Source organism: Sodalis praecaptivus (assembly GCF_000517425.1).
Taxonomy (GTDB): Bacteria; Pseudomonadota; Gammaproteobacteria; order Enterobacterales; family Enterobacteriaceae; genus Sodalis_A; species Sodalis_A praecaptivus.
Window position 1 is genome coordinate 3,297,030 of sequence record NZ_CP006569.1, and the last position, 20,376, is coordinate 3,317,405.

At 44.4% G+C, this 20,376-nt stretch carries 18 protein-coding genes; 11 read left to right on the plus strand and 7 right to left on the minus strand.

Annotation, left to right across the window (positions count from 1 at the left end; genetic code table 11):
• The first annotated feature begins 3 nt into the window (after window positions 1–3).
• The 4 genes from SANT_RS14560 to SANT_RS14575 all read left to right on the plus strand — a co-directional run bounded on the left by SANT_RS14560 (window position 4) and on the right by SANT_RS14575 (window position 3,293).
• A complete protein-coding gene (locus SANT_RS14560) occupies window positions 4–495 on the plus strand; it encodes a PTS sugar transporter subunit IIB (RefSeq protein ID WP_025423007.1) in 492 nt (163 codons plus the stop codon).
• 19 nt (window positions 496–514) lie between these two features.
• On the plus strand, window positions 515–1,321 hold the full coding sequence (locus SANT_RS14565; protein ID WP_025423008.1) for a PTS mannose/fructose/sorbose/N-acetylgalactosamine transporter subunit IIC: 807 nt from the start codon (window positions 515–517) through the stop codon (window positions 1,319–1,321).
• Entirely contained in the window at window positions 1,314–2,153 is an 840-nt protein-coding gene (locus tag SANT_RS14570; RefSeq protein WP_025423009.1) for a PTS system mannose/fructose/sorbose family transporter subunit IID, read from the plus strand. Before SANT_RS14565 ends, SANT_RS14570 begins: the two co-directional genes overlap by 8 nt.
• A 156-nt stretch (window positions 2,154–2,309) precedes the next feature.
• A complete protein-coding gene (locus SANT_RS14575; protein ID WP_025423010.1) occupies window positions 2,310–3,293 on the plus strand; it encodes a hydroxyacid dehydrogenase in 984 nt (327 codons plus the stop codon).
• Window positions 3,294–3,544: 251 nt separating this feature from the next.
• Here the strand turns inward: SANT_RS14575 and SANT_RS14580 are convergent, their stop codons facing one another.
• A complete protein-coding gene (locus SANT_RS14580) occupies window positions 3,545–4,012 on the minus strand; it encodes a glycoside hydrolase family protein (RefSeq protein WP_025423011.1) in 468 nt (155 codons plus the stop codon).
• A gap of 1,093 nt (window positions 4,013–5,105) precedes the next feature.
• Between SANT_RS14580 and SANT_RS24195 the strand changes: the two genes are divergently transcribed.
• Window positions 5,106–5,357, plus strand: a complete 252-nt coding sequence (locus SANT_RS24195; RefSeq protein ID WP_148296297.1) for a hypothetical protein — start codon at window positions 5,106–5,108, stop codon at window positions 5,355–5,357.
• A gap of 498 nt (window positions 5,358–5,855) precedes the next feature.
• On the opposite strand, the gene SANT_RS14590 is transcribed toward SANT_RS24195, so the two are convergent.
• Window positions 5,856–6,311, minus strand: coding sequence for a hypothetical protein (locus SANT_RS14590; protein ID WP_148296298.1), 456 nt, complete (start codon window positions 6,309–6,311; stop codon window positions 5,856–5,858).
• A gap of 770 nt (window positions 6,312–7,081) precedes the next feature.
• Here SANT_RS14590 and SANT_RS14595 point away from each other — a divergent pair.
• The 3 genes from SANT_RS14595 to SANT_RS23470 all read left to right on the plus strand — a co-directional run bounded on the left by SANT_RS14595 (window position 7,082) and on the right by SANT_RS23470 (window position 11,352).
• Window positions 7,082–7,795, plus strand: coding sequence for a helix-turn-helix transcriptional regulator (locus tag SANT_RS14595; RefSeq protein ID WP_025423013.1), 714 nt, complete (start codon window positions 7,082–7,084; stop codon window positions 7,793–7,795).
• 1,195 nt (window positions 7,796–8,990) lie between these two features.
• Complete coding sequence (locus SANT_RS14600) at window positions 8,991–9,689, plus strand: helix-turn-helix transcriptional regulator (RefSeq protein WP_025423014.1); 699 nt, start codon at window positions 8,991–8,993, stop codon at window positions 9,687–9,689.
• A gap of 946 nt (window positions 9,690–10,635) precedes the next feature.
• Window positions 10,636–11,352 carry a helix-turn-helix transcriptional regulator gene (locus SANT_RS23470; protein WP_025423016.1) on the plus strand — a complete coding sequence of 239 codons (717 nt, stop codon included), beginning with the start codon at window positions 10,636–10,638 and terminating at the stop codon, window positions 11,350–11,352.
• A 1,074-nt stretch (window positions 11,353–12,426) separates the two neighbouring features.
• Here SANT_RS23470 and SANT_RS24510 read toward each other — a convergent pair.
• Window positions 12,427–12,567 (minus strand): phage holin, encoded by a 141-nt coding sequence (locus SANT_RS24510; protein WP_237234617.1) that lies wholly within the window; start codon window positions 12,565–12,567, stop codon window positions 12,427–12,429.
• 209 nt (window positions 12,568–12,776) lie between these two features.
• Here SANT_RS24510 and SANT_RS24200 point away from each other — a divergent pair, with 209 nt between their 5' ends.
• Window positions 12,777–13,196, plus strand: a complete 420-nt coding sequence (locus tag SANT_RS24200) for a hypothetical protein (protein ID WP_148296299.1) — start codon at window positions 12,777–12,779, stop codon at window positions 13,194–13,196.
• A gap of 2,080 nt (window positions 13,197–15,276) precedes the next feature.
• Complete coding sequence (locus tag SANT_RS14620) at window positions 15,277–15,990, plus strand: PAS and helix-turn-helix domain-containing protein (RefSeq protein WP_025423018.1); 714 nt, start codon at window positions 15,277–15,279, stop codon at window positions 15,988–15,990.
• Window positions 15,991–16,045: 55 nt separating this feature from the next.
• Here the strand turns inward: SANT_RS14620 and SANT_RS14625 are convergent, their stop codons facing one another.
• From SANT_RS14625 to SANT_RS14640, 3 genes are all read right to left on the minus strand, one after another.
• Entirely contained in the window at window positions 16,046–16,423 is a 378-nt protein-coding gene (locus SANT_RS14625; protein WP_025423019.1) for a S24 family peptidase, read from the minus strand.
• A gap of 176 nt (window positions 16,424–16,599) precedes the next feature.
• Window positions 16,600–17,712, minus strand: a complete 1,113-nt coding sequence (locus SANT_RS14630) for an acyltransferase family protein (RefSeq protein WP_025423020.1) — start codon at window positions 17,710–17,712, stop codon at window positions 16,600–16,602.
• A 1,109-nt stretch (window positions 17,713–18,821) separates the two neighbouring features.
• Window positions 18,822–19,004, minus strand: coding sequence for a hypothetical protein (locus SANT_RS14640; RefSeq protein ID WP_148296300.1), 183 nt, complete (start codon window positions 19,002–19,004; stop codon window positions 18,822–18,824).
• Between the two features lie 185 nt (window positions 19,005–19,189).
• Between SANT_RS14640 and SANT_RS14645 the strand changes: the two genes are divergently transcribed.
• Complete coding sequence (locus SANT_RS14645) at window positions 19,190–19,903, plus strand: helix-turn-helix transcriptional regulator (RefSeq protein ID WP_025423023.1); 714 nt, start codon at window positions 19,190–19,192, stop codon at window positions 19,901–19,903.
• Between the two features lie 56 nt (window positions 19,904–19,959).
• Here SANT_RS14645 and SANT_RS14650 read toward each other — a convergent pair whose 3' ends face one another.
• Entirely contained in the window at window positions 19,960–20,331 is a 372-nt protein-coding gene (locus SANT_RS14650) for a S24 family peptidase (protein WP_025423024.1), read from the minus strand.
• Window positions 20,332–20,376 lie beyond the last annotated feature (45 nt).

Below are 20,376 nucleotides of genomic sequence, written 5' to 3' on the forward strand. Positions count from 1 at the left end.
ACTATGATTTCATTGATTCGGCTGGATGACCGTCTCATCCATGGTCAAGTCGCCGTGGTCTGGACCAAATATTTAGGGGTCAACCGCATACTGGTGGCCAACGATCACATTATTAATAATGATGTACAAAAAATGTCGCTGCGCATGGCGGCGCCCGATACGGCGAAATGCGCCATTATGGCCGTCGACGAGGCTAAAGAGGTCCTCAACGATCCGAGGGCCGTCAATATGAAGATTATGGTGATTATTAACCATCCGGCCGATGCCAGGCGGATTATCGAACACCTCCCCGCCATAAAAACGCTTAACATCGCCAATTATGGGCGTATTACCGATAACCTGGCGGCGAAAACCCGTGTGGCCGATACCGTCTATGTTACCCCGGAAGACATCGCTGATTTTATGGCGATTGCCGCGCGGGGCGTCAGCGTGGAATATCAAGTGCTGCCGTCGCATCCGGTCAAAAATTTCATCGAGATGTTGAAATCCGCTTAATGATCTTTGGGGACCTATTATGATCACACAAGCCTTACTCGTCGCTCTGGTGTTATATATCGCAAAATTCAGCGATCACGGCCTGGGGCAACCGCTGGTGGAACGCCCTCTGATCTGTGGCGCAATGGTGGGTGTTGTATTGGGGGATTTCCAGCAGGGCATTATCATTGGCGCCTCGCTTGAGCTAATTTTCCTCGGCACCATTACTATTGGCGGGTCGGTTCCCGCCGATCTGGCGGTGGGCTCCGTACTGGCTTCGGCCTTCACTATTTTGACCAAGGCCGAACCGGCGGTGGCGGTAGCGCTGGCATTGCCCATTAGCCTGCTGGCGGTCTTTGTTTATCAGGTCGAAAAGTTGATTTATACCGGATTGGTGGAAAAATACGATGCGTTGTTGAATGCCGGTCGCGATAAAGCGGCATTAGGCATGACCTTCGGCATGATGCTGTTTTACGGCGTGCCTTTCGCCATCATCGCTTTTTTTGGCATTTTGTATGGGACGGACGTTATCCGTTCGCTGGTGGAAAGTATTCCGCCCACCGTAATGCGCGGCATGACCGCGGTCGGCGGTATTTTGCCGGCATTGGGATTCGCCATTTTGCTTAAATCGCTATGGAACAAACAGCTGGCGGCATTCTTCTTTATCGGCTTCGCGCTGGCGGCGTACTTGCAATTGCCCATTATGGGCATAGCCATCCTGGCAGGCGCGGTAGCGGTCTACTTATGCTTTACCGAATTCAATCAACTCAAAATGTTCAACAGCTTAAAAGTCACCACAACCGCACCCGCCGCCGTGGACGATAAAGAGGGGTTTTTCAATGACTGACAACACGCTCTCCCAGGCAGCCGCCGGACAGGAGACCAAAGAAACCAGCAAAATGTTCCGCCAACTGTTTTTTCGCCAGTTCCAGCTGCTTGGGTCAATGAACTATACCCGTATGGAGGGACTCAGCTATGGCTGGACGCTGGCCCCAATGCTCAAAAAAATCTACCCCCAGCCGCAACAATATCTGGAAGCGTTAAAGCGCAACAGTCAGTTTTTTAATACCAATCAAGCGTTGGCGCCCTTTATTATGGGGTTGACGCTATCGATGGAAAAAGAGAATGCGACTAATCCGGCCTTTGATACATCCAGTATTAATGGTATCAAAGTCGCTTTGATGGGGCCTTTCGCCGGGATCGGCGACTCTTTCTTCTACGGCGTACTGCGCATCATCGCCACCGGTATCGCGATTGGTTTGGCATCGCAGGGTAATTTTTTGGGACCGCTGCTTTATCTGCTGGTCTACAATATCCCGAATCTTCTGGTGCGCTATTACGGCGGTGTCATGGGCTATCGCCTTGGCTCTAAATATATCGCCCAAGCGACCGAATCCGGGTTGCTGGGGTGCATTACCAAGGCCGCTACGATAATGGGGTTAATGATGGTGGGTGCGATGAGCGCCGTCATGGTCAAGTTTGCCACCACCTATAAAACCACCATCGCCGGCCAGCCTTTTGTATTACAAGACCTGCTGGATAAGATCTGCGTAGGGCTCATTCCGCTACTGCTGGTATTGGGATGCTTCTATTTGCTACAGAAAAAAATCAGCCCTAATAGCGTATTATTGCTGCTCATCGTGTTAGGTTTTGCCGCCGCCGCAGCAGGTCTTATCTAGCATCGTGGCGGTGTGTAAATATTCGGTTTTTTAGGCATGCGGCACGAGCGTGTCGCCGCGATGACGTTACCGGCCATCGCGGCGACGGCCTGCCGTAAGGCAATATCAACAGACACGGGGGGCGTCTGCCTCGGCGCCCCCGCTGCGAGGTGAGAGATGACAATACGCGCGGTTTTTTTTTCCGATCATCCCCACAAGCTCGACCAGGTTTATGGCGCAGGTCGCCGGCAACGGATAGCCGCGCTGGCTGACGTGTATCCCATCGTAATTTCCAGCGCAAATTGGCACCAGCATCAGGAGGCGCTGGCAAACATTGACGTCATTTTCTCCAGTTGGGGGATGCCAACGCTGCCGGAATCGGCTATCGACGCGATGGTTAATGTGCAAGCCCTATTTTACGCCGCCGGCGCCACCGATTATTTTTGCCGCCCCTACCTGCGGCGCAATATTACAGTCGTCAGCGCCTGGCAGGCCAATGCCATTCCGGTCGCAGAGTTTTGTCTGGCGCAGATCTTGTTGGCGTTCAAAGGTTATTACCGCGTCAATCAAGACTATACCGGACCATCATCATTTAAATCCCTAAGTCAACACCGCTACGCGCCGGGCGCCTATGGCGACACCGTGGCGCTGTTGGGCGCGGGTGCGATTGCCGATAAGCTGCGGGCATTGCTCAGCGCATTTGATTTGCGCGTTCTCGTTATTCCCTCGCGGCCAAAGCGGCGCACGGTTTCGCTGGAATCCGCTTTTGAGCAGGCTTTTGTTATCAGCAATCATTTGCCCAACCGTAGCGACAACGCCGGCTTGATTAAAGGGGAACATTTTGCCCGCATGCGCCATGGCGCGGTATTTATTAATACCGGACGGGGAGCGCAGATCAATGAAACCGAGATGGTGAATGTTCTTAGACTACGTCCGGATCTCACTGCACTGCTTGATGTCACCTCGCCTGAGCCACCCTTGATGGGTTCGCCGCTGTACACGCTTCCCAATATTCGGCTTACGAGCCATATCGCCGGCGCAATGAATGATGAAACTCGCCGGTTGGCTGATTATGTCATAGAGGAATTTAACCGTTGGCTCAATGGTCAACCGTTGCACTATCAAATCACCGAAAATAGACTGATGACGCACGCATGCTGATATTTCTGCAGCCGATAACCGTGTCAACTTTCCCCTCCCTCACGTTGGCACGCTGTTACTATCAAAGTCACGCTCAGGCCTATTAGCTAAAAAACTCTGTGCCTCTATCATCACCGACGACATTACCATTCTGAGCTATTCATCCGCACCCTGCCGGTTTAGGCCTGACCTGGTCTGTGAGGTATAAACGACCCTCATGAAAAAACATAACCCAGCAGGCAGCGGCATAAACAGGCTGCGGCTTATCACGCTCATAGTAATCCCTGATAGGTCGCAAACACTCCCGTGCGCATCACTTCCGCGTGCCGTTTAGCACGGCTAGGCGTTTGCCGCGCCCATGCACTGTTTAACATTCCCGCCGCAGCACCGGTGAAATTACCTGCGGCGATAAGTGCCAATGTATTGGTGAATTTGGCCAGCCCATTGACGCCCATTTGATAAGCCATACTGATGAGAATATCCTGCCGGGGCCCATTGCAGGCCTTCATGGCCGCCGCGATGTCAGGCGTTGCCTGCATTTCGTCAACTTTTCGCTTCACCAGGTTTTGCAACCATACATCCGATACGTCCTTAGGTACGGTAAATGTATAATGCGAGAGCGGGGTCCCCTTGGGACCCAACAAAATACCTGTACCTGCCGTTGGGTAACCGAGACTATCGTAATAAGGCATCTCCCTATACCCCTCTTCATAATTTAGCAATGGTATTATCTGACTCACATTTCCCTCCTGCATCATTGAATCAAACATTAAGATGGTTTTGTTCACTGTATTACGGCTTACTTAGTGATGTAATTTTTTACCTTATCATTCATGCAACCGCCTATAACACGGCGTTGTGCTCGCTCTGGGTAAACAGAAAAATACACCATCGGGTGATCGCTTTTGTCAATGACGCAGGAAATACGGTGAATTCTGGGCATTGATTCTTTTAAATATCGACCAGCGTTACTAACTTCACAATAGATAAAACATTAGTCGTTCAATCCACGTTTGTTAATTCATCTCTTTTTATAACCTTCAAATACGACATCATTAGATTTCATCTCAAGCATAATAATTCACTACACGCGAATTTGGCTCTCGTTGGCGGAAAGAATGTCTTTAATCATTGTAGCCTCAACATGCAGGCCTTGAAAATATCGTCAGCACGGTGTGTCCATGTTGATAGCCGGCAAGCAGCTTCCGCCTGCAATCACATTGCACATGTATTTCATCTGCAATTTCTGCATAAAAAAAGTATATCGGCTTACCAGATAGGCTATTTTTGCAAGTTTTAGCTGGCTGAACTGATTTAGCCTGACATCTAACGCGAACAGCATTGTGCCACGTTGCTTTTGAGAAGCGATAAGGATAAACACGATAAACCTTGTTTGAGGATGCGTTGTATGGGAAAAATGACGGCCATTGCATATCAGTTCTTTGACATACCTCCATTGGGAAATGAGTTAAAATCACGACTCACGTTGGTTTAACGACAATCATGATAACGGAAAAATCGATGTTCATTAATGAACATCTTTCTTGTCGAGGGGATTTTCAACAGTAGCGCCATGACTGATAAAACCATTATTTATGACGATGTTCGCCATGTTACATGACCGTAACTCAGCGCCACCCGACCTGCGACCAGTACCGACTTTTAGCCATACTTTTAATGGCACCCAGAAACGGGATACCTACACGAGGTGAAGGATATTGCTATGATCAGCAAGGCTTCAATGCCGCTCGCACGCTCAGCACACAGACGACTGCGGTCAATAAATAGCATTTATTCGCCTCAGACTTGCAATTTCACTGGGAGATGAAAAGTATGCCTTCTGAACTCGCTAGGCTAGAACGCTCTATACAAACGGCACTGTTAGATTTCGCCGTGGAGGAGATCCAGTCAAGCGGTTCGCTTACGACTAAAGCTCTCGCCAGCGTCTTGATGGCGATACGACAAACGCATCTCACCTTCAGTGATGGTTCAACTGCGACAATGGTATATCATCACCGCTCTATTGTTTATAGAGATGCAAAAAATAACATGCTGGCAATCGAATGTTTTTACCCTGAAGAATAACTGAGTAAAACCGGCGGGTGGAGCTAGCAGTATCATTGTCATTTGATAAATATTTTGACTTGCGCCAGGCAATGGCACCGAATCCCTTATTATAGACTTTGTCATGTTCTCCACGAAAGAGGGCTAACAATAAGCGAATGATACTAATTTGATGCTGCATTCCTGCTACGACCTACCTCTTTTCACCCTGGCGCTTATTCTCTGAAACTGTTCCGACGCGAGAAGATTAAAGATACATTTTATGGCATTCGCGGATGCCGTAAAATCAGAGCGCAGACAAATCGTCGACGGCACCTCATTTAAGCGAAAAGGCCTATCTGGGAATGCAGGATAAAACTGGCGAACAAAGTTAAGCAACTCAATAGAGTATCGGCACAATGCCAAACCAATATATTATGTCGCTCACAAGCCGCTTAGGCAGAATTTGACTTCTGCTGATTACACCCTAAAATAGTTGTGTCCCGCACCGCCAGTCCATCAAGTTTTTTTGACTGTCTATTAATGGTCTGAGTCATCACTCGTTTCGTTTGAGGACAGCAAAGGCAGATAGGCGTTTAGCTCTTCTACAAGCGAGTCAAATTCTTTCTTACGCGCTGACACCTCTTTGTCGTTGTCTAGAATGTCTTTGATTAAAACCACGCAACAGACTTTCCCTAGATCATCGGTTGAGTTGAAAGCCATGGATAAAATATCGAGTAATTGATGATTGCTAATATAGTCTTTGGGCAGCGGCTCAATACCTTGAGCGTTTGCATGAATTTCTTTTTGCAAATAGAGTGAAAACACACCGAGGGGTTGGTAAAATTCAGTATGGATTCCGATATCTCGCCCAGCATTATCAAGTGCATTTTTCATATCTTCAAAATCGGGAAGAAAAACATTTGAGATAAGCACGGAACCTTTCAACTCTATGAAAACTATTCCATTTTCCATCTCAAGCGCTAGCTGCGTCAATCTCTTTTCCACTGGGCTTGAGGCGAATCACGCCGCTAAACATTCGCTGTATTGGCGTCCCAGGCAATAAACGCTGTAGAGGAAGAACATGACGCGCATTTGACCTGCCTTGCCCGTTAATGGCGATTGGACGCACGTTATCGTATGCTTAGCGGTTGTGCGCTGCTAGCAATAGCGTCGAGGAATAAAGGATTGACTATTCGTGAGGCGCAATATCAATAAACCAGCCCACTAGGCAAAGAGAAAAATGATTCATGAAAATGCCCCAAAGCTGCATCCTCAAAACCAGGCAGGGGGAAGTTTGTCAGTGCATGATATTCATTGCTACGCTCGGTTGAGTTCAATCTAGCGGCTGACGGCTTAGACGTTTTTAAGTTTATATTCAAACGGTAACACACCGCATACTGTCACGCTGGCAGTTTGTTTATTGCAAGAAGTGGCAACGCCTTACAGCAACCTGCAAACCGCTGCATGTCATATTGTTGTGACGCCCTACGTCCCCGAGATGTTATCGACCTTTCCTTGCCCCGCCGCCAACTCGCAATACGCTTTAAAGCAATTCTAGCCCAGCATGCAAATCGACTCTTCGCCGCCGTCACCTGGCTATGCCCATGCCTTCAAATCCTCCCACAAAAATCATTATCACGATAATTTAACACCAACATCTTACATCAGCGGAGGGATATACTCTTTACTATAGGGATTAATCATGTGATATTCATAGTTGCGTCAATATTCAAACTAACGGAGAAGTCAAAGGAGATGACCCTATGGACGATAAAACCCCGCATTCACAAACATGTCTGACTGTGGAATCCTTGAATAACATCCCGCTATTATCTTTCCTTGAAAACTCACCACTGCCATTTGGAATTAAAGATACAGAATCAAAGTTCGTTTATATGAATAGTGCTTCAAAAGATTTTTTCAATGTCCCAAATGATTTTGATGTAGAAGGCAGGTTAGACAGGGAATTCCCTTGCCCCTGGTCTGAATTAGAGCCTGAATTACAAACACATGATAGGAAGGCAGAAAAAAATAGAGGAATGACGGAGGTTATCCAAACATCCTATTACGGTAGACAGTCCATTTTAGCACCGTGCTTATGCTCCAAGTCACCACTATTAAATAGTGAAGGCGTGGCTATGGGTATACTTTACACTGCCAAAATGTTCAACTTCCTTTCAATTTTTGATTTTTTTTCAAGTTTAAAGCCTTCGGTGCTAACGCTTAACCCGCCCGTTAATACTTTCACCGACAGGGAGCTTGAAATCATATTCTACGCCATGCAGCGCATGCCCGCGAAGGAGATTGCGCCAAGATTACATATTTCTCATAGAACCGTGGAGAACCGATTGCTAAGGATTTACAATAAGATAGGAGTCAGTTCAGTAAATGAGCTTATTGAATATTGCCATAACGTCGGATTGAATAATTACATACCTAAAAAACTCCTCAGAGAAGGCGTGGACTTTTGCTGGTAATGTGCTTAAGTGATTACGATGCTATAAGCCCGCATTTATAATGCGGGCTCTAGTCTTTCATTTAATCAACACGTCGTCGCAGCAGTCTATTAACGTTATCTCGAATAGCTCTTCATAACAAAAACATGCGCCTATTTCCTTAATAAAAATCAATGCTGTTTAATATTACATTACTAGCAACAACTCGGAAACAGAAACACGAAAATCCCTGACTAGGTCAATAAAAATGTTGTGTGAGCCAGGCATGTCGTCTTACCTAGCTGGTATCACTTATTTAGGCAATGGTTTAGGTTTAGTGAGAAACGACTTCGCTGCTTTTCTTAGGTATAAACCTGGTCCTTACACTACTGAGTGTAACAATTATTGCCAACCCGGACCGTCCTTTTCATGAGATCCAATAAAATTTAGTCGGAGCGGCGAGGCCAAAAATAGGCCGTTATAATTCCTTCTCGTATTCTTACTAACTTAGAACCGTTCTGAATACCAAAAGGAACCTTTGTGGATATCTTTTCAACCCACCTTGATGCTTAGAGCATGACAACACTAATTTTAAGTTAACTAATCGATATAGTAACGCCTGATTTTTATATCTGGTGTTTTATTGACGACTTTATCATAATAAGGAAATTTTTTATTCAGATGACAAGCGTCTAATCTGTTATTTTTAAGAGATTTTTATACGAAAGATTTCCCGAGAGAGATCTAACACAGTTGCTATCCTCACTCCTCGTAAGGTCATAAATCCATCCTAGGCGATAGGCCAAAAGATCCATTTTCGGCCCTGTCCCAAAATACGACCAGAAAATAATTGATCAAGTCAACTCTGGCGTCAGCGATTGCTTACAAATGGTTCCCTCTTTGTATTCATCCCACCGCCCCCCTGCTTAATGGCACCGTTCATTTTTTAACCCATTGTTATTTATCCCCTTACCCCGCCTGCTGAGTATCCTTTTTTTGCCGTCATGGTTTTTCACCTGCGCTTTTGCGTATGACGGCGCGACACAAGGTGACTCATTATTCTTCCGCCTATCGCCCATACCGCCTAGCTCTCGGCGTAACCTTTTTAGGGTAAACACTTATATCTTCTGCTTGTAAAAATGTTAATTTTAAAAAATGCGATGCGTTACTCTTTTTTTGCCTGAAAATTTATGTAATTTTTATTGATGATACCGGAAGCTATTGCCAGGAGGCGATTATGGAAGGCGGCGTATTATTTACAAATGAATCTCTTACGCACATACCCCTAATTTCATTTCTTGAGAGCTCATCTATACCATGGTTGGTCAAAAGTACAGATTCCCGCTTTGTGTATATGAATAAAGCATCGGAAGATTTTCATAATATCCCCCTCGCTTATGACTACGAGGGACGATTAGACGAGGAGTTCCCATGTCCTTGGTCAGAGTTTGCGCCTGAATTCAAGGCGCATGATAGGAAAGCCGAAAGCACAGCGTCGGGGGCTGAAATTATCGTCACATCCTATTACGGCCGGAGCTCTATCCTAGAACCGTATTACTGCCATAAATTCCCAATACATAACGGTGAGGGCCAGGTTTTAGGAAATCTATCCTATTCTAAAAAGTTCAGTTTCGTCTCCATTGGGGATTTTTTCAAAAACTTCAAACCTTCCGTCATCAATTTAACGCCCCCAACGGACGTTTTTACTGATAAAGAATTAGAAATAATATTTTACGCAATACAGAAACTGCCTTCCAAAGAGATAGCACAAAGGCTTACCCTATCTTATAGGACAGTTGAAAATAGACTGCTCAAGATATACGAAAAAATAGGAATTAACTCACAAAAGGGGTTGATTGACTATTGCCATGCTGAGGGATTGGATAATTATGTCCCTAAAAGACTTCTTAAAAAAGGCGTTAACTTTTGCTGGTAATTTTTGAGATCGCATGCACTGCAACCCATTCCATCAGAATGGGATTATAATTCAAAAAAAGGGGGTTTTTCAAATATCCCGGAGCACACTGTCATGGACACGTATATTCCCTGCTAAACCCCACGACCTCGCTGTGTAGCAAAACGCGTTGGATCCCGTTCTTTTTGCGATACTTCTCCGAGCGGATAATTCGCCCCCTTACATCGGTAAAGGTGCTCACCGTGGCCGCCACTCTGACCCACCGTGGGAATCTGCGAGTTCATTAAAACCAGCGAGACGCGGCGATAGGGCGTGGCGTCGAATGAAACAGCGTGTCAGGTGCGCCGCAATCGCGATGCGAAAAGCCGTTATGTGGAGTATTCATCCCTATTGAGGCATAGCATCGTCTTCACGGCACGCCTATCCCGGCTGTGAGCAAATAAAGTGCTTAGCGTTGTCGACTCAAAAACCCCAAAATGAAAACAATGACCAAATGGAGGCTGACGTGATTTTTAGTTAACAAACGATACGCCCTACTGGACTCGCTACAGTAACATAAGGCTTAGAAGTTCCTAGATCTTCCCTTAACACTTCAACTTACCGCATCCTGCCGCATATACATCCCATGATGCAGAAAGATGCAATAACTTACAGTTGCTTGCAGACTGTTGGGTGTCCTCAGCATTGGCCAACCTCCTGATCAAGCGATTCATCACATTTTTAGACTCGACTTCAAATCCAACCTTCTGAAGAACCATAGTCTTTAGCCCGAAAGCTAGCACGATATCACCCATCCCCTTTCAATCGATATAGCATCAAGAATGATAGTCCTAATTTTTAGCTTGATAACCTGATATCAATATCTTGCATTATTGGGGGAATGTACTCTTTACTTAAGTTGATGAACATGGGATTTTTTACTCTCAGGTTTCTAACGTATGATTAAAATCTCATAGGAGAATGTATCATGGCGAAGGACAGCTCCCCAGACCCGAATAGATCTTTAACCATCGACACTCTTGATAAACTTTCAATTAAAACAATGCTGGATCACGCATCTATACCTTGGGCTATTAAAGATACAGAATCCCGTTACATCTATATGAACAAACGCTGCATGGATTTCTTAAATGTTCCTAAAGATTTCGATTATGAAGGAAAAAAAGATTCCGAATTTCCCTGCGAATGGGCTGCAATGGAATCAGAATACACGGCCCAAGATCGTAAAGCAGAACTAAGTCAAGATGGAGCTGAAATTATTTCAATTTCACATTACTGGCGCGAACGAATCTTTGAACCCTATTACTCACCTAAATTTGCCGTAAGAAATAAAGACAATGAAATCCTAGGGACAGTATATTATGCTAAAAAATTTAATTACGTATCAATTGGCGACTTTTTCAATGATTTGAAACCCTCCGTTATATCACTGACTCCGCCGACAGATCTGTTTACTGAGAGAGAGCTTGAAATTATTTTTTACGCCATTCAAAGAGTTTCTGCAAAAGAAATAGCACCTAAATTATTTATTTCTCATAGAACGGTAGAAAATAGATTACTGCGAATTTATGAAAAGAGCGATACTAACTCAATTAATGGTCTGATAGAATACTGTCATAATGTCGGATTGAATAATTACGTACCTAAAAAACTCCTCAGAGAAGGCGTAAATTTTTGCTGGTAATGACTATGGGCAACTTGATGCACTGCTAGCCCGCCAACTTGGAGCGGGCTACCTACTCAAATGCACGGATCCTCATCAAATCTCTTTATTCTCACGCCGTTAATAATGCGTGATCACGCCAAAAATCGCTGCATCACCTCCCCGCTGTTCGTTTTCTAATAACTCCGCATCTATCAAATCATTTAGCCTGTCCACATGTTGAGGCGCTGGCCGCTCCCGCAGCAGCAGCCGGCGCATCGCATAGCGTCCATTCACCACGGCTTTGTCTATGTGCTGCGGATCAACATTGCAGAACAATCAACAACCAACAACGCCCTTCCCTAATGCCAGCATTAACCGCGCTGCTGCCGGGGCGTATGTAATTCGTTGCTGCGCTAGCGCTGATTAACGCGCTCAAAACAACCCCTGCTCCATCATTTCACGTATAACCCTTCGCCCCAAAATACTGTACATACGTAGGTATAAATCAGCTAAATGGGAACGTGATTAGCTTAACAAACAAGCGCTCTGCCGTAATGATGTAACGTATTGAATGCTAACGAGAACATGTTTTACATAAACATAATTGTCTATTTCCCACACAAACCACATGGTATATTTAGGACACAATAAAAAATATCTCCTCACGTTTTCGTTACACTGTCGGACACAGCAATCATGGCCCTCATTCATCACGAAGAAGATTAGCCTTCAGATCAAAGGATTGGCATAACAAAAATTCTTGGTATGCTGCCAGTGCGGATCGCCATTATGGCAATGATTCTCATACCACTTTGTTTGTGGGGTGGTATGAATTAGCCATATAAAGATGCGCTGTAGCACCACTCAACTAACTGAACCGGCTAACGTTAGTAAACTCGCTCCCTACACCATCCCTGCCGCCAAGAAAAATGATGACTATCGCCATCTATCCCGCACCGGCGGCGGCAATGGGCTTATTTCGCAATGCAAGTGATAGCGCCATTGTCATCGTTCCGGATGGGTATTGGGAATAATGGGTTAATCACGCCTCACTAATGCTTTTCGTAATGCCCTGCTGTCGCGCCACTTAAAAAAGGTATCAATAGCCAGCGTTTATCCAGCACCTACACTGCCGGCAATAATGCCTATGGCGTTCCATTCATCGGGACTGAATTTCGTCAACACGCCGTTAGCCACGGTTTCAGCTGAAGCGCCGCACGCGGCCGCTGTCATTAGTCTGCTCATATTTTGCATGGTCCACCTCCCGTGTTCGCGGTTGGTGCTATGTGTGGGTGAGAACAAGCAGAAACCGACCCTGAAGCAGGCAGGGTAACATCGGCGTACTGAAACTCAAAATTTGAATATTTAATCTTTGAAATAAATGCATACTTAAATGAGCGATTTTTTAAATTATCGCTCACAGAAATCATTTAAGTTTATTTTTTTCTTCGGAGGTGATAAAAATGCCACGTTGGGTTTTGGGGGTGTCCCTTTCCGAAAGGGAATATTTATGCAACACAGCGGCTAACGATATCATGGACTCTGGTAGCGTTACCACAGATTCTTTAGTCAAAATCATGAAAGCCATGGCAAAAACGGAAATTATTCTTGATGATGGTTCTTCAGTAAAAATCATTCCTAAATGTAGAAAGGTAACATATAGACTTGTGTCAGGATTAACCCAAGTAGAAAGTTATAAACCGCTTTACCTAAAAAAAATGTTAAAACGCCTTAACGGTCATCCAGCGTTGCATACGACTGTTCCGCTGCCTTCCTTCTCAAAATTACCGCAGCCTAAGATATCAGTGCAGCAAAACAATAATGCCACCATTAGCCAGCACACTGAGGGAAAATCGCCGGAACCTAGTAGCAGTGGATGTTGACAGCACGGCATCCAGGCCGTGGCTTATATGTGCAGGTCTTAATGCCAATCATGCGGGAGTGTAGCGTCCGGTGCTGGACTAAACCCGGCATTGATGATTTCTCGCCGGGTTATCCTGACAGAACCCTATGGCGAACCAAAGCCGGTCATACACGACAGACATTATTTTGACGTCTCAGCGCATCAGCCTGCACATTCACCACAGGAAAGAGCACTGGTATTAGACCCTTTCACAATGCTGGTACCTGTGTAATAAAGAAGCCCCGACAAATTGCCGAGGCTTGATTGTCCCGTGAGGTTTCTGACGTAATCTTCATTTTTATTAAAATATATCAATTTTTACGATCGTAAAGAGATTTTATGCAGCGACCTCATTCACCCCAGAACTTTGACAGTTTTGCCAGCCCTTATACGTTAACCAAAGCCAAATAGGCTTTGGGGTGATGTGAATGTGCAAGCTGATGTGCCGAGAACGGGAATGTAGGCTCCCTTTTAGCGACTTTGTCGGGGTCACGTGCCTGCCAAATAACAGAGAAATTTGCTTTAAAGGAGGCGCTGGAGATCAGCGCGGTCACCATACCAGCAAAGCTAATTGTAGGTGGTAAGCATGGTTCAGGTCATCGTGAAGAGGCATAAGGAAAATTCAAAATCACGCAGGATGCGGGAACGTGGTGAGCATTATGCAATGACAAAAGCAAAGTACGATGTGGACCGGCTAATAGCAAGAAAGATTGACGCGGCATTGACGAAATTGAGCACAGGATGTAGCGCGAAGGTAGCGGCAGCAACCGCCCTCCCTCACTCCGTTACAAACCGAACAGCTCGGCGTGTTGCCTCCCGGCGGTATCCATTTACTGTGCAGGTCATCGGAGCGTTCGTAAAGAAGCGACGCATATAACCAGGTGAATGAGAGTAAGGCCGGAGAAAAAGAAAACCTGACCATTAGCCGCTGGCGACATGATAAAGCATCCGTGAAACGGGAAGTTCTACCCCTTCAAGTCTTTGGAAAAGTCCGGCGCTGGATACTTCGTGACACCTTCGCCAGACAGTATTGATGGGAATGGCTATTACGCGGAATATGCAAACCATCACGAACGACAATAATCATAATTACGCCCGGTCGCCGGGCGATTGCAAATGACTTCTGCCGTATCATGGATGAGTATAAAGATATAATAGATATTTCATCTAATTGATTTTTATACATTAAATCCAAAGCGGCAGATAGAGATAGGTTGACGCAAAAAGCGCTCGCATATTGAAATACGAGCACTGACAATCCCATATTTAATCTAAATTAATGGGCCCAAAGCGGACAACTTATCAGTTAAAACTTACTCATGGGTTGGTTGAAATACGAACTTTAATAAAACCAGGTCTAAAAGCAGGCGAAGAAGAGGTTACCTATCCCTGCCGACCAACGCGCCATGCTCAGCTGGATATTACCGTGAGGTGTTGACAACGATAACCGCTTACACGGCAGCGCTGCGTTCTGAGGGGCCAGCGCCGGAAGATTGGCAAGAACTGGCGGAATGCGTCTACGATGATTGGGTTAAGCGAACAAAGCGATAGACCGTTACTTGACCTTATCGGGCAACAGGAACAGTTGAAATCACGTAACCCACTGTTTTTACTGGTACGCCCTACTGGATTCGAACCAGTGACCTACGGCTTAGAAGTTCCTAGAACTACCATGTAACACAGTAACTTACCGCATCCTGCCGCGCTCACACGTCCCATGATGCTGAAAGATGCAACAACTTGCAGTAGCTTGCGAACGGTTGCATGTCTCAGTATTGTCCCAACCCGGATCAACCGATATATCGCATTCCTCGACTCGACTTCAAACCCAGCACTTCAAAAAACCATGATATTCGGCCCGAAAGTTAGCACGATAGCACCCATTACTTTTCGTTCGGCATAGCGACAATAATTACAGTGCTATTTTATGGCTTTACAACCTGATATCAACATCCTGTATTATTGGGGGAATATACTCTTTACTAAAGTGAGTAAAAATGTGATTTTTACTCTCCTTGACAATTTATTTTAGCACCTTCCAATTTCATAGAGGCTCAATTATGGAGAAAAAGCCAAAAATAAGCAACAAACCGTTAATGTTAGAATCTTTAAATAATATTACAGTTCTATCATTAATTGAACATTCAGCGCTTCCATGGGGCATCAAAGATACTAATTCACGCCATGTCTACATGAACGATGCATGCAAAGATTTCTTGGATATCCCTGAGAAATTTAACTATGAGGGGAGGACAGATAAAGAATTCCCCTGCCTTTGGGCCCCCCTTGAGCCTGAATTTACCGCACAGGATAGGAAATCAGAGCTAAGCCCAAACGGAACTGAGATAATTTCTACCACTTACTACGGAAGAGATCATGAACTTGCACCATACTATTCCCCTAAGTTTCCAATAAAGAATTGCGCAGGTGAGATTTTAGGAACAATTTATTATGCTAAAAGGTTTTCATATATATCTATCCAAGACTTCTTTAGCAGCCTTAAACCTTCAGTTTTGACCTTTAATTCTCCGGTTGATATTTTCACAGAAAGAGAGTTAGAAATAATTTTTTATGCAATTCAGAAAATACCCGCTAAAGAGATTGCACCTATACTGTGTATTTCTCATAGAACTGTTGAAAATAGGTTATTAAAGATATATGAAAAAGTCGGCACCAACTCGATAAAGGGTCTAATTGAATACTGTCATAATGTCGGATTGAATAATTACGTACCAAAAAAACTCCTCAGAGAAGGTGTTAACTTTTGCTGGTGAAAATTATGGTCAACTTAATGCACTGCTAGCCCGCCACTTCAGAGCGGGCTTAACATTATATGCACGGATCATCATCAAATTCGCCCGTCCGCATATCATTCAGTACATATGTGACAACGCCAAATCCAACGACCCCATCATGCTCTTCCACCCCTTCCAGTCTGCCAGGGTAGTCAAGTCGCTCTAACCCCCGTGATGGGTACAGCTTATAGCGACGAAGCGCATACTCTCCCCCAACCTCCGCCACCACAATGCTACCGTCAACCGGCGTGAGGGATCGGTCAACAACGATAATACTTCCCTGATGTATGCCATGGCGGATAGATCCCTCGCTGGCTCGCATAAGGAACGTTGCCGCCGGTCGATGGATGCACATTTTGTCCAGGCTTAGAGACGCTTCAACGTAGTCAGCCGCTGGAGAAGGAAAGCCCATTTTAAACACCTCAAACACTGTACATGCATACAGTATAAGCGCGCTATTTAAAGGGTGTAAATGGGCTGGATGGCTCAAGCATGTATATCACTGACGTTTAGTGTAATTTAGTTATCACCGCATCATGAAAGGATGAAGCGGTTACTGAAATACCGATTAGGCAGTGGCTAGACACATCACTGCGGGATGATATTGCTAGGAGTTGCTTTATTTTGCTTACTCGTTAGTCTTTTCCCCAGCTTAATCATGGGCTTCTCGATGTATTTGTGTGTAAGTGCAGATACCCCAATTGACACCACAATGGTGAGCAAAGGAACAACGAAATATTTTAAAGATAAGGGCATGTCAATTTCATGGCAAATGCGAAGAACAAAAAATAATAGAATCATGTGCACCATGTATATTGAGTATGATATCCGTCCCAAAAATAATACGGGCTTACTGTCTAAAAATGATGCCAGTAATGAATTATTATTATATTTCTGTTTAAGAATCGTAAAATAAAAGACTGTTGCCCATATAAATATAGGGATCATACCTTTCCTCAAGAACAGGAAAGAGATAAAAGATATCGCCGCATAAAGGTAGAAAAGTTGTATAGCTGTGATTCTTTCAGAATAGTTTTTATAGAAAAAGAACGTTGCGAAACCTACCGAAAATAGAGATAGGTTCTTTCCTATAAATCCGTGCGCAAAGTTCCCATTAAGTATTATAATGAGAGATGCAATAACACATAAAAGCAAGCAGTTGTATTTATTGTATATTCCCCTAATCAGCATGAACAGAACTGGAGCTATTAAGTAGAACTGCCATTCTACTGAGACGCTCCACGCTTGCCCTAGTAAAGTATATGCTGTATCTGGAAGAAAGTTCTCAGGAATAATCCCTTGAAGAAGTAATGAATGAAATAGAAAGTGTAGACTTGGATTAGATTGATAATTGTTGATTATTTCAAGCCTTCTTGCGGTAAATGGACTTAATGCAAGAACATTTAAGCTTTCTTCTGTAAAATCTATCAAAATTGCACTAGCTATTAACGCGAAAATATAAACAGGAAAGATTCGGAAAAAACGCTGCGTGATAAAAACCGGGTATGATTGTTTTTTATTATCAATCATAAAAAATATCACAAAACCACTAAGTATGATAAATACATCAACGGCGTATATATTAAGTAATGAAGGCGGTACACGCGGATGCATTAAAGGCAACCCTGCAAGGCTGTGTCCGACAACTACCCAAAGAGCCATTATCCCCCTGAGGCCTTCCAATTCGTTAATATAACGCATAATTTACCCGCTAATAATTAGAAGTTTCTTGCCATTACATATCTAAATGTAAAGATATGCAATAAAAAACTTACATAATTAAGAATACCTTTACCTCACTCTTTTGTAACTTACTGTATTTACATTGTTTATTGTGCACGACGCCAAGAAGGTCAAGGCGTCGCGTATGTCATCTTGTCCACCAAACATCTTTTATGGGTGGACAGTACAATACAATGCACAGTCGCTATGATGTCGCGTTCGCAGCATAAAGAGCTTTAGCGGCAGCGAGAGCGGCATCGGAGGTTATAGAGCTATCGTTTGCGGTAATCTTATCCGCAAGTGCCTGGACTGCTATATCCTCTGCGGTCTCAGGGACTGTCAGTGCCGTTTGTTGGATCAGCAACGGAACGCCGTTAGTCTCTGTCTGCACTATAATCACACCGTCTGTGGTAGACGGGCCAACATACTGAGCCCTTGCACCGTAAGCTCCGACGATTGACGAAGTCGCTAATTCTGCACTTTCATTTCAATCTGTTGTTCCGCCGGGATAAATCTGCGCGATGTCATCGAAACATGCCGGCAAGGAAATCCTACTGGTTACCTCGTTTGCTCTTCAGTCAGAAAAGGACAAAGTAAAGCGGGTTCGGTTTTACCTGATGCCATTACCAGCGCATTTGCAGAAGCCAGTGAATCGAGCGGTGTCCAATTTGGCAACCATTCCCCTTCTATTCATGAGATAAGGAGTCTTGTAAGCCGGCTGTACGCTGTGGAGAATTGAAATGAATTTGCACAAAAATCACTCGGACATAAGCACAGGTCGATGACCAAAAAATACCTCGATTCTCGTGATCAGGCATATGTGATGGTACGATCCAATTATCGCGTTATCGGACATAATGCGGTTAATTTTGGACAAAAGCGAAATTTTCGCTGTATTTCAATCGGATAAAAAAAGACCGAATACGATTCCTGTTTACGGAACAACCACTAAATATCATTATTTTTCAATATGATATGTGACAAATAGCCCAAAAAAACACTTACCAATACGAATCAACGAATTACTTTAGTTCCAATTAGTTAGCATGACCTTCGGACCTTCGACGGACTATTTTCGGAACCCCGCCTCATATGCACGGGTCGTCATCAAACTTTTTCGGCTGCGCATCGTTAATGATGAATGTAATCACACCAAAAATCGCCGCGTGATCTCCGAGCTGTTCACTTTCTAATGACTCCGCATCGATCAGATCGTCCAGCCTGTCCAGGTGTTGCAGCGCTGGCCGATCTCTAAGCAGCAACCGACGCATCACATAGCGCCCATTCATCGCGGCTGACTGAATAGTTATATATCTCTCCTCTCTTATTTTTAGCTCGATAATCTGGTAATAAATTCGTACTTAATTAGGGGGAATGTACTCTTTACCAATTTGCATAACTATGTAATGGTAGCTTTTGGTTGAAAAAAAATGGAGTATTCGATGGAGGCTGTCCCATGGATAAAAAAACCTTAGAGTCACCTAGCCGATTGACTTTTGAGTCGCTTAACAATTTCCCCCTAAAAAAATTTATGGAGAAATCTGATATTGCATGGGCTATTAAAAGTAATGATTCTCGATTTGTGTATATAAACAGGGCTGGCCTTGACTTTTCTAATATTCCGTTGGAATATGATTATGAAGGAAGGTTTGATGAGGAGTTCCCATGCGCTTGGTCTGAGCTGGCACCAGAATTTAAGGCGCATGATAGAAAAGCTGAATCCAGCCCGCAAGGGGCAGAGATAATAACCACTTCCTACTTTACACGCAACTCACTTTTAGAACCTTGGTATTGTCATAAGTTCCCAATTTATGGAGGTGACGACCAAATACTAGGAACGCTTTGCTATTGCAAAAGGTTTAGCTTTTTCTCTACCTTTGAATTTTTTGCAAACTTGAAGCCTTCAGTTATAACACTTAACCCTCCCGTGGATATCTTCACAGAAAGAGAACTTGAGATAATATTTTATGCCATACAGAAATTTTCAGCCAAGGAAATTGCTTTAAAACTAATTATTTCTCATAGAACTGTCGAAAATAGGTTACTAAGAATTTACGAAAAAATAGGCGTCAATTCAATTAACGGGCTGATTGAATATTGTCATAATGTCGGCTTAAATAACTATGTACCTAAGAAACTCCTCAGAGAAGGGGTTAACTTTTGTTGGTGAAACTTATGGTCAACTTAATGCACTGCTAGCCCGCCAGCTTGAAGCGGGCTACCTACTCAAATACACGGATTATCATCGAATTTCTTTTTCCGCGCGTCGTTGATGATATACGTGATCACTCCGAAAATCGCCGCGTCACCCTCCTGTTCATCCTCTAACGACTCCGCGTCTATCAAATCATTCAATCTGTCCAAGTGTTGCAGCGCTGGCCGCTCGCGCAGCAGTAATCTGCGCATCACATAGCGCCCATTCACCGCTGCTATGACTATGCTGCCGTGGACTGGCTTCACAGAGCAGTCAACAACCAACAGCGCTCCTTCCCTGATGCCAGCATTAACAGAGCTGCTACCCGATCGCATGTAGTAAGTAGCAGCGCTGGCGCTGACTAGCGCATTCAAATCAACCCCCTGCTCCATCATTTCACGCATAACCATTCGCCTTAAAATACTGTACATACATACAGCATAGATCGA

Excerpts from the sequence above, each read along its gene's own strand:
- SANT_RS24200 (WP_148296299.1), top strand. The coding sequence starts at position 12,777 with ATGCCACGTTGGGTTTTGGGGGTGTCCCTTTCCGAAAGGGAATATTTA.
- SANT_RS14565 (WP_025423008.1), top strand. The coding sequence starts at position 515 with ATGATCACACAAGCCTTACTCGTCGCTCTGGTGTTATATATCGCAAAA.
- SANT_RS14560 (WP_025423007.1), top strand. The coding sequence starts at position 4 with ATGATTTCATTGATTCGGCTGGATGACCGTCTCATCCATGGTCAAGTC.
- SANT_RS14640 (WP_148296300.1), bottom strand. The coding sequence starts at position 19,004 with ATGCGTCGGTTGCTGCTTAGAGATCGGCCAGCGCTGCAACACCTGGAC.
- SANT_RS14625 (WP_025423019.1), bottom strand. The coding sequence starts at position 16,423 with ATGGGCTTTCCTTCTCCAGCGGCTGACTACGTTGAAGCGTCTCTAAGC.
- SANT_RS23470 (WP_025423016.1), top strand. The coding sequence starts at position 10,636 with ATGGCGAAGGACAGCTCCCCAGACCCGAATAGATCTTTAACCATCGAC.
- SANT_RS14600 (WP_025423014.1), top strand. The coding sequence starts at position 8,991 with ATGGAAGGCGGCGTATTATTTACAAATGAATCTCTTACGCACATACCC.
- SANT_RS14650 (WP_025423024.1), bottom strand. The coding sequence starts at position 20,331 with ATGCGTGAAATGATGGAGCAGGGGGTTGATTTGAATGCGCTAGTCAGC.
- SANT_RS14620 (WP_025423018.1), top strand. The coding sequence starts at position 15,277 with ATGGAGAAAAAGCCAAAAATAAGCAACAAACCGTTAATGTTAGAATCT.
- SANT_RS14575 (WP_025423010.1), top strand. The coding sequence starts at position 2,310 with ATGACAATACGCGCGGTTTTTTTTTCCGATCATCCCCACAAGCTCGAC.
- SANT_RS14595 (WP_025423013.1), top strand. The coding sequence starts at position 7,082 with ATGGACGATAAAACCCCGCATTCACAAACATGTCTGACTGTGGAATCC.
- SANT_RS24195 (WP_148296297.1), top strand. The coding sequence starts at position 5,106 with ATGCCTTCTGAACTCGCTAGGCTAGAACGCTCTATACAAACGGCACTG.
- SANT_RS14645 (WP_025423023.1), top strand. The coding sequence starts at position 19,190 with ATGGATAAAAAAACCTTAGAGTCACCTAGCCGATTGACTTTTGAGTCG.
- SANT_RS14630 (WP_025423020.1), bottom strand. The coding sequence starts at position 17,712 with ATGCGTTATATTAACGAATTGGAAGGCCTCAGGGGGATAATGGCTCTT.
- SANT_RS14570 (WP_025423009.1), top strand. The coding sequence starts at position 1,314 with ATGACTGACAACACGCTCTCCCAGGCAGCCGCCGGACAGGAGACCAAA.
- SANT_RS24510 (WP_237234617.1), bottom strand. The coding sequence starts at position 12,567 with ATGCAAAATATGAGCAGACTAATGACAGCGGCCGCGTGCGGCGCTTCA.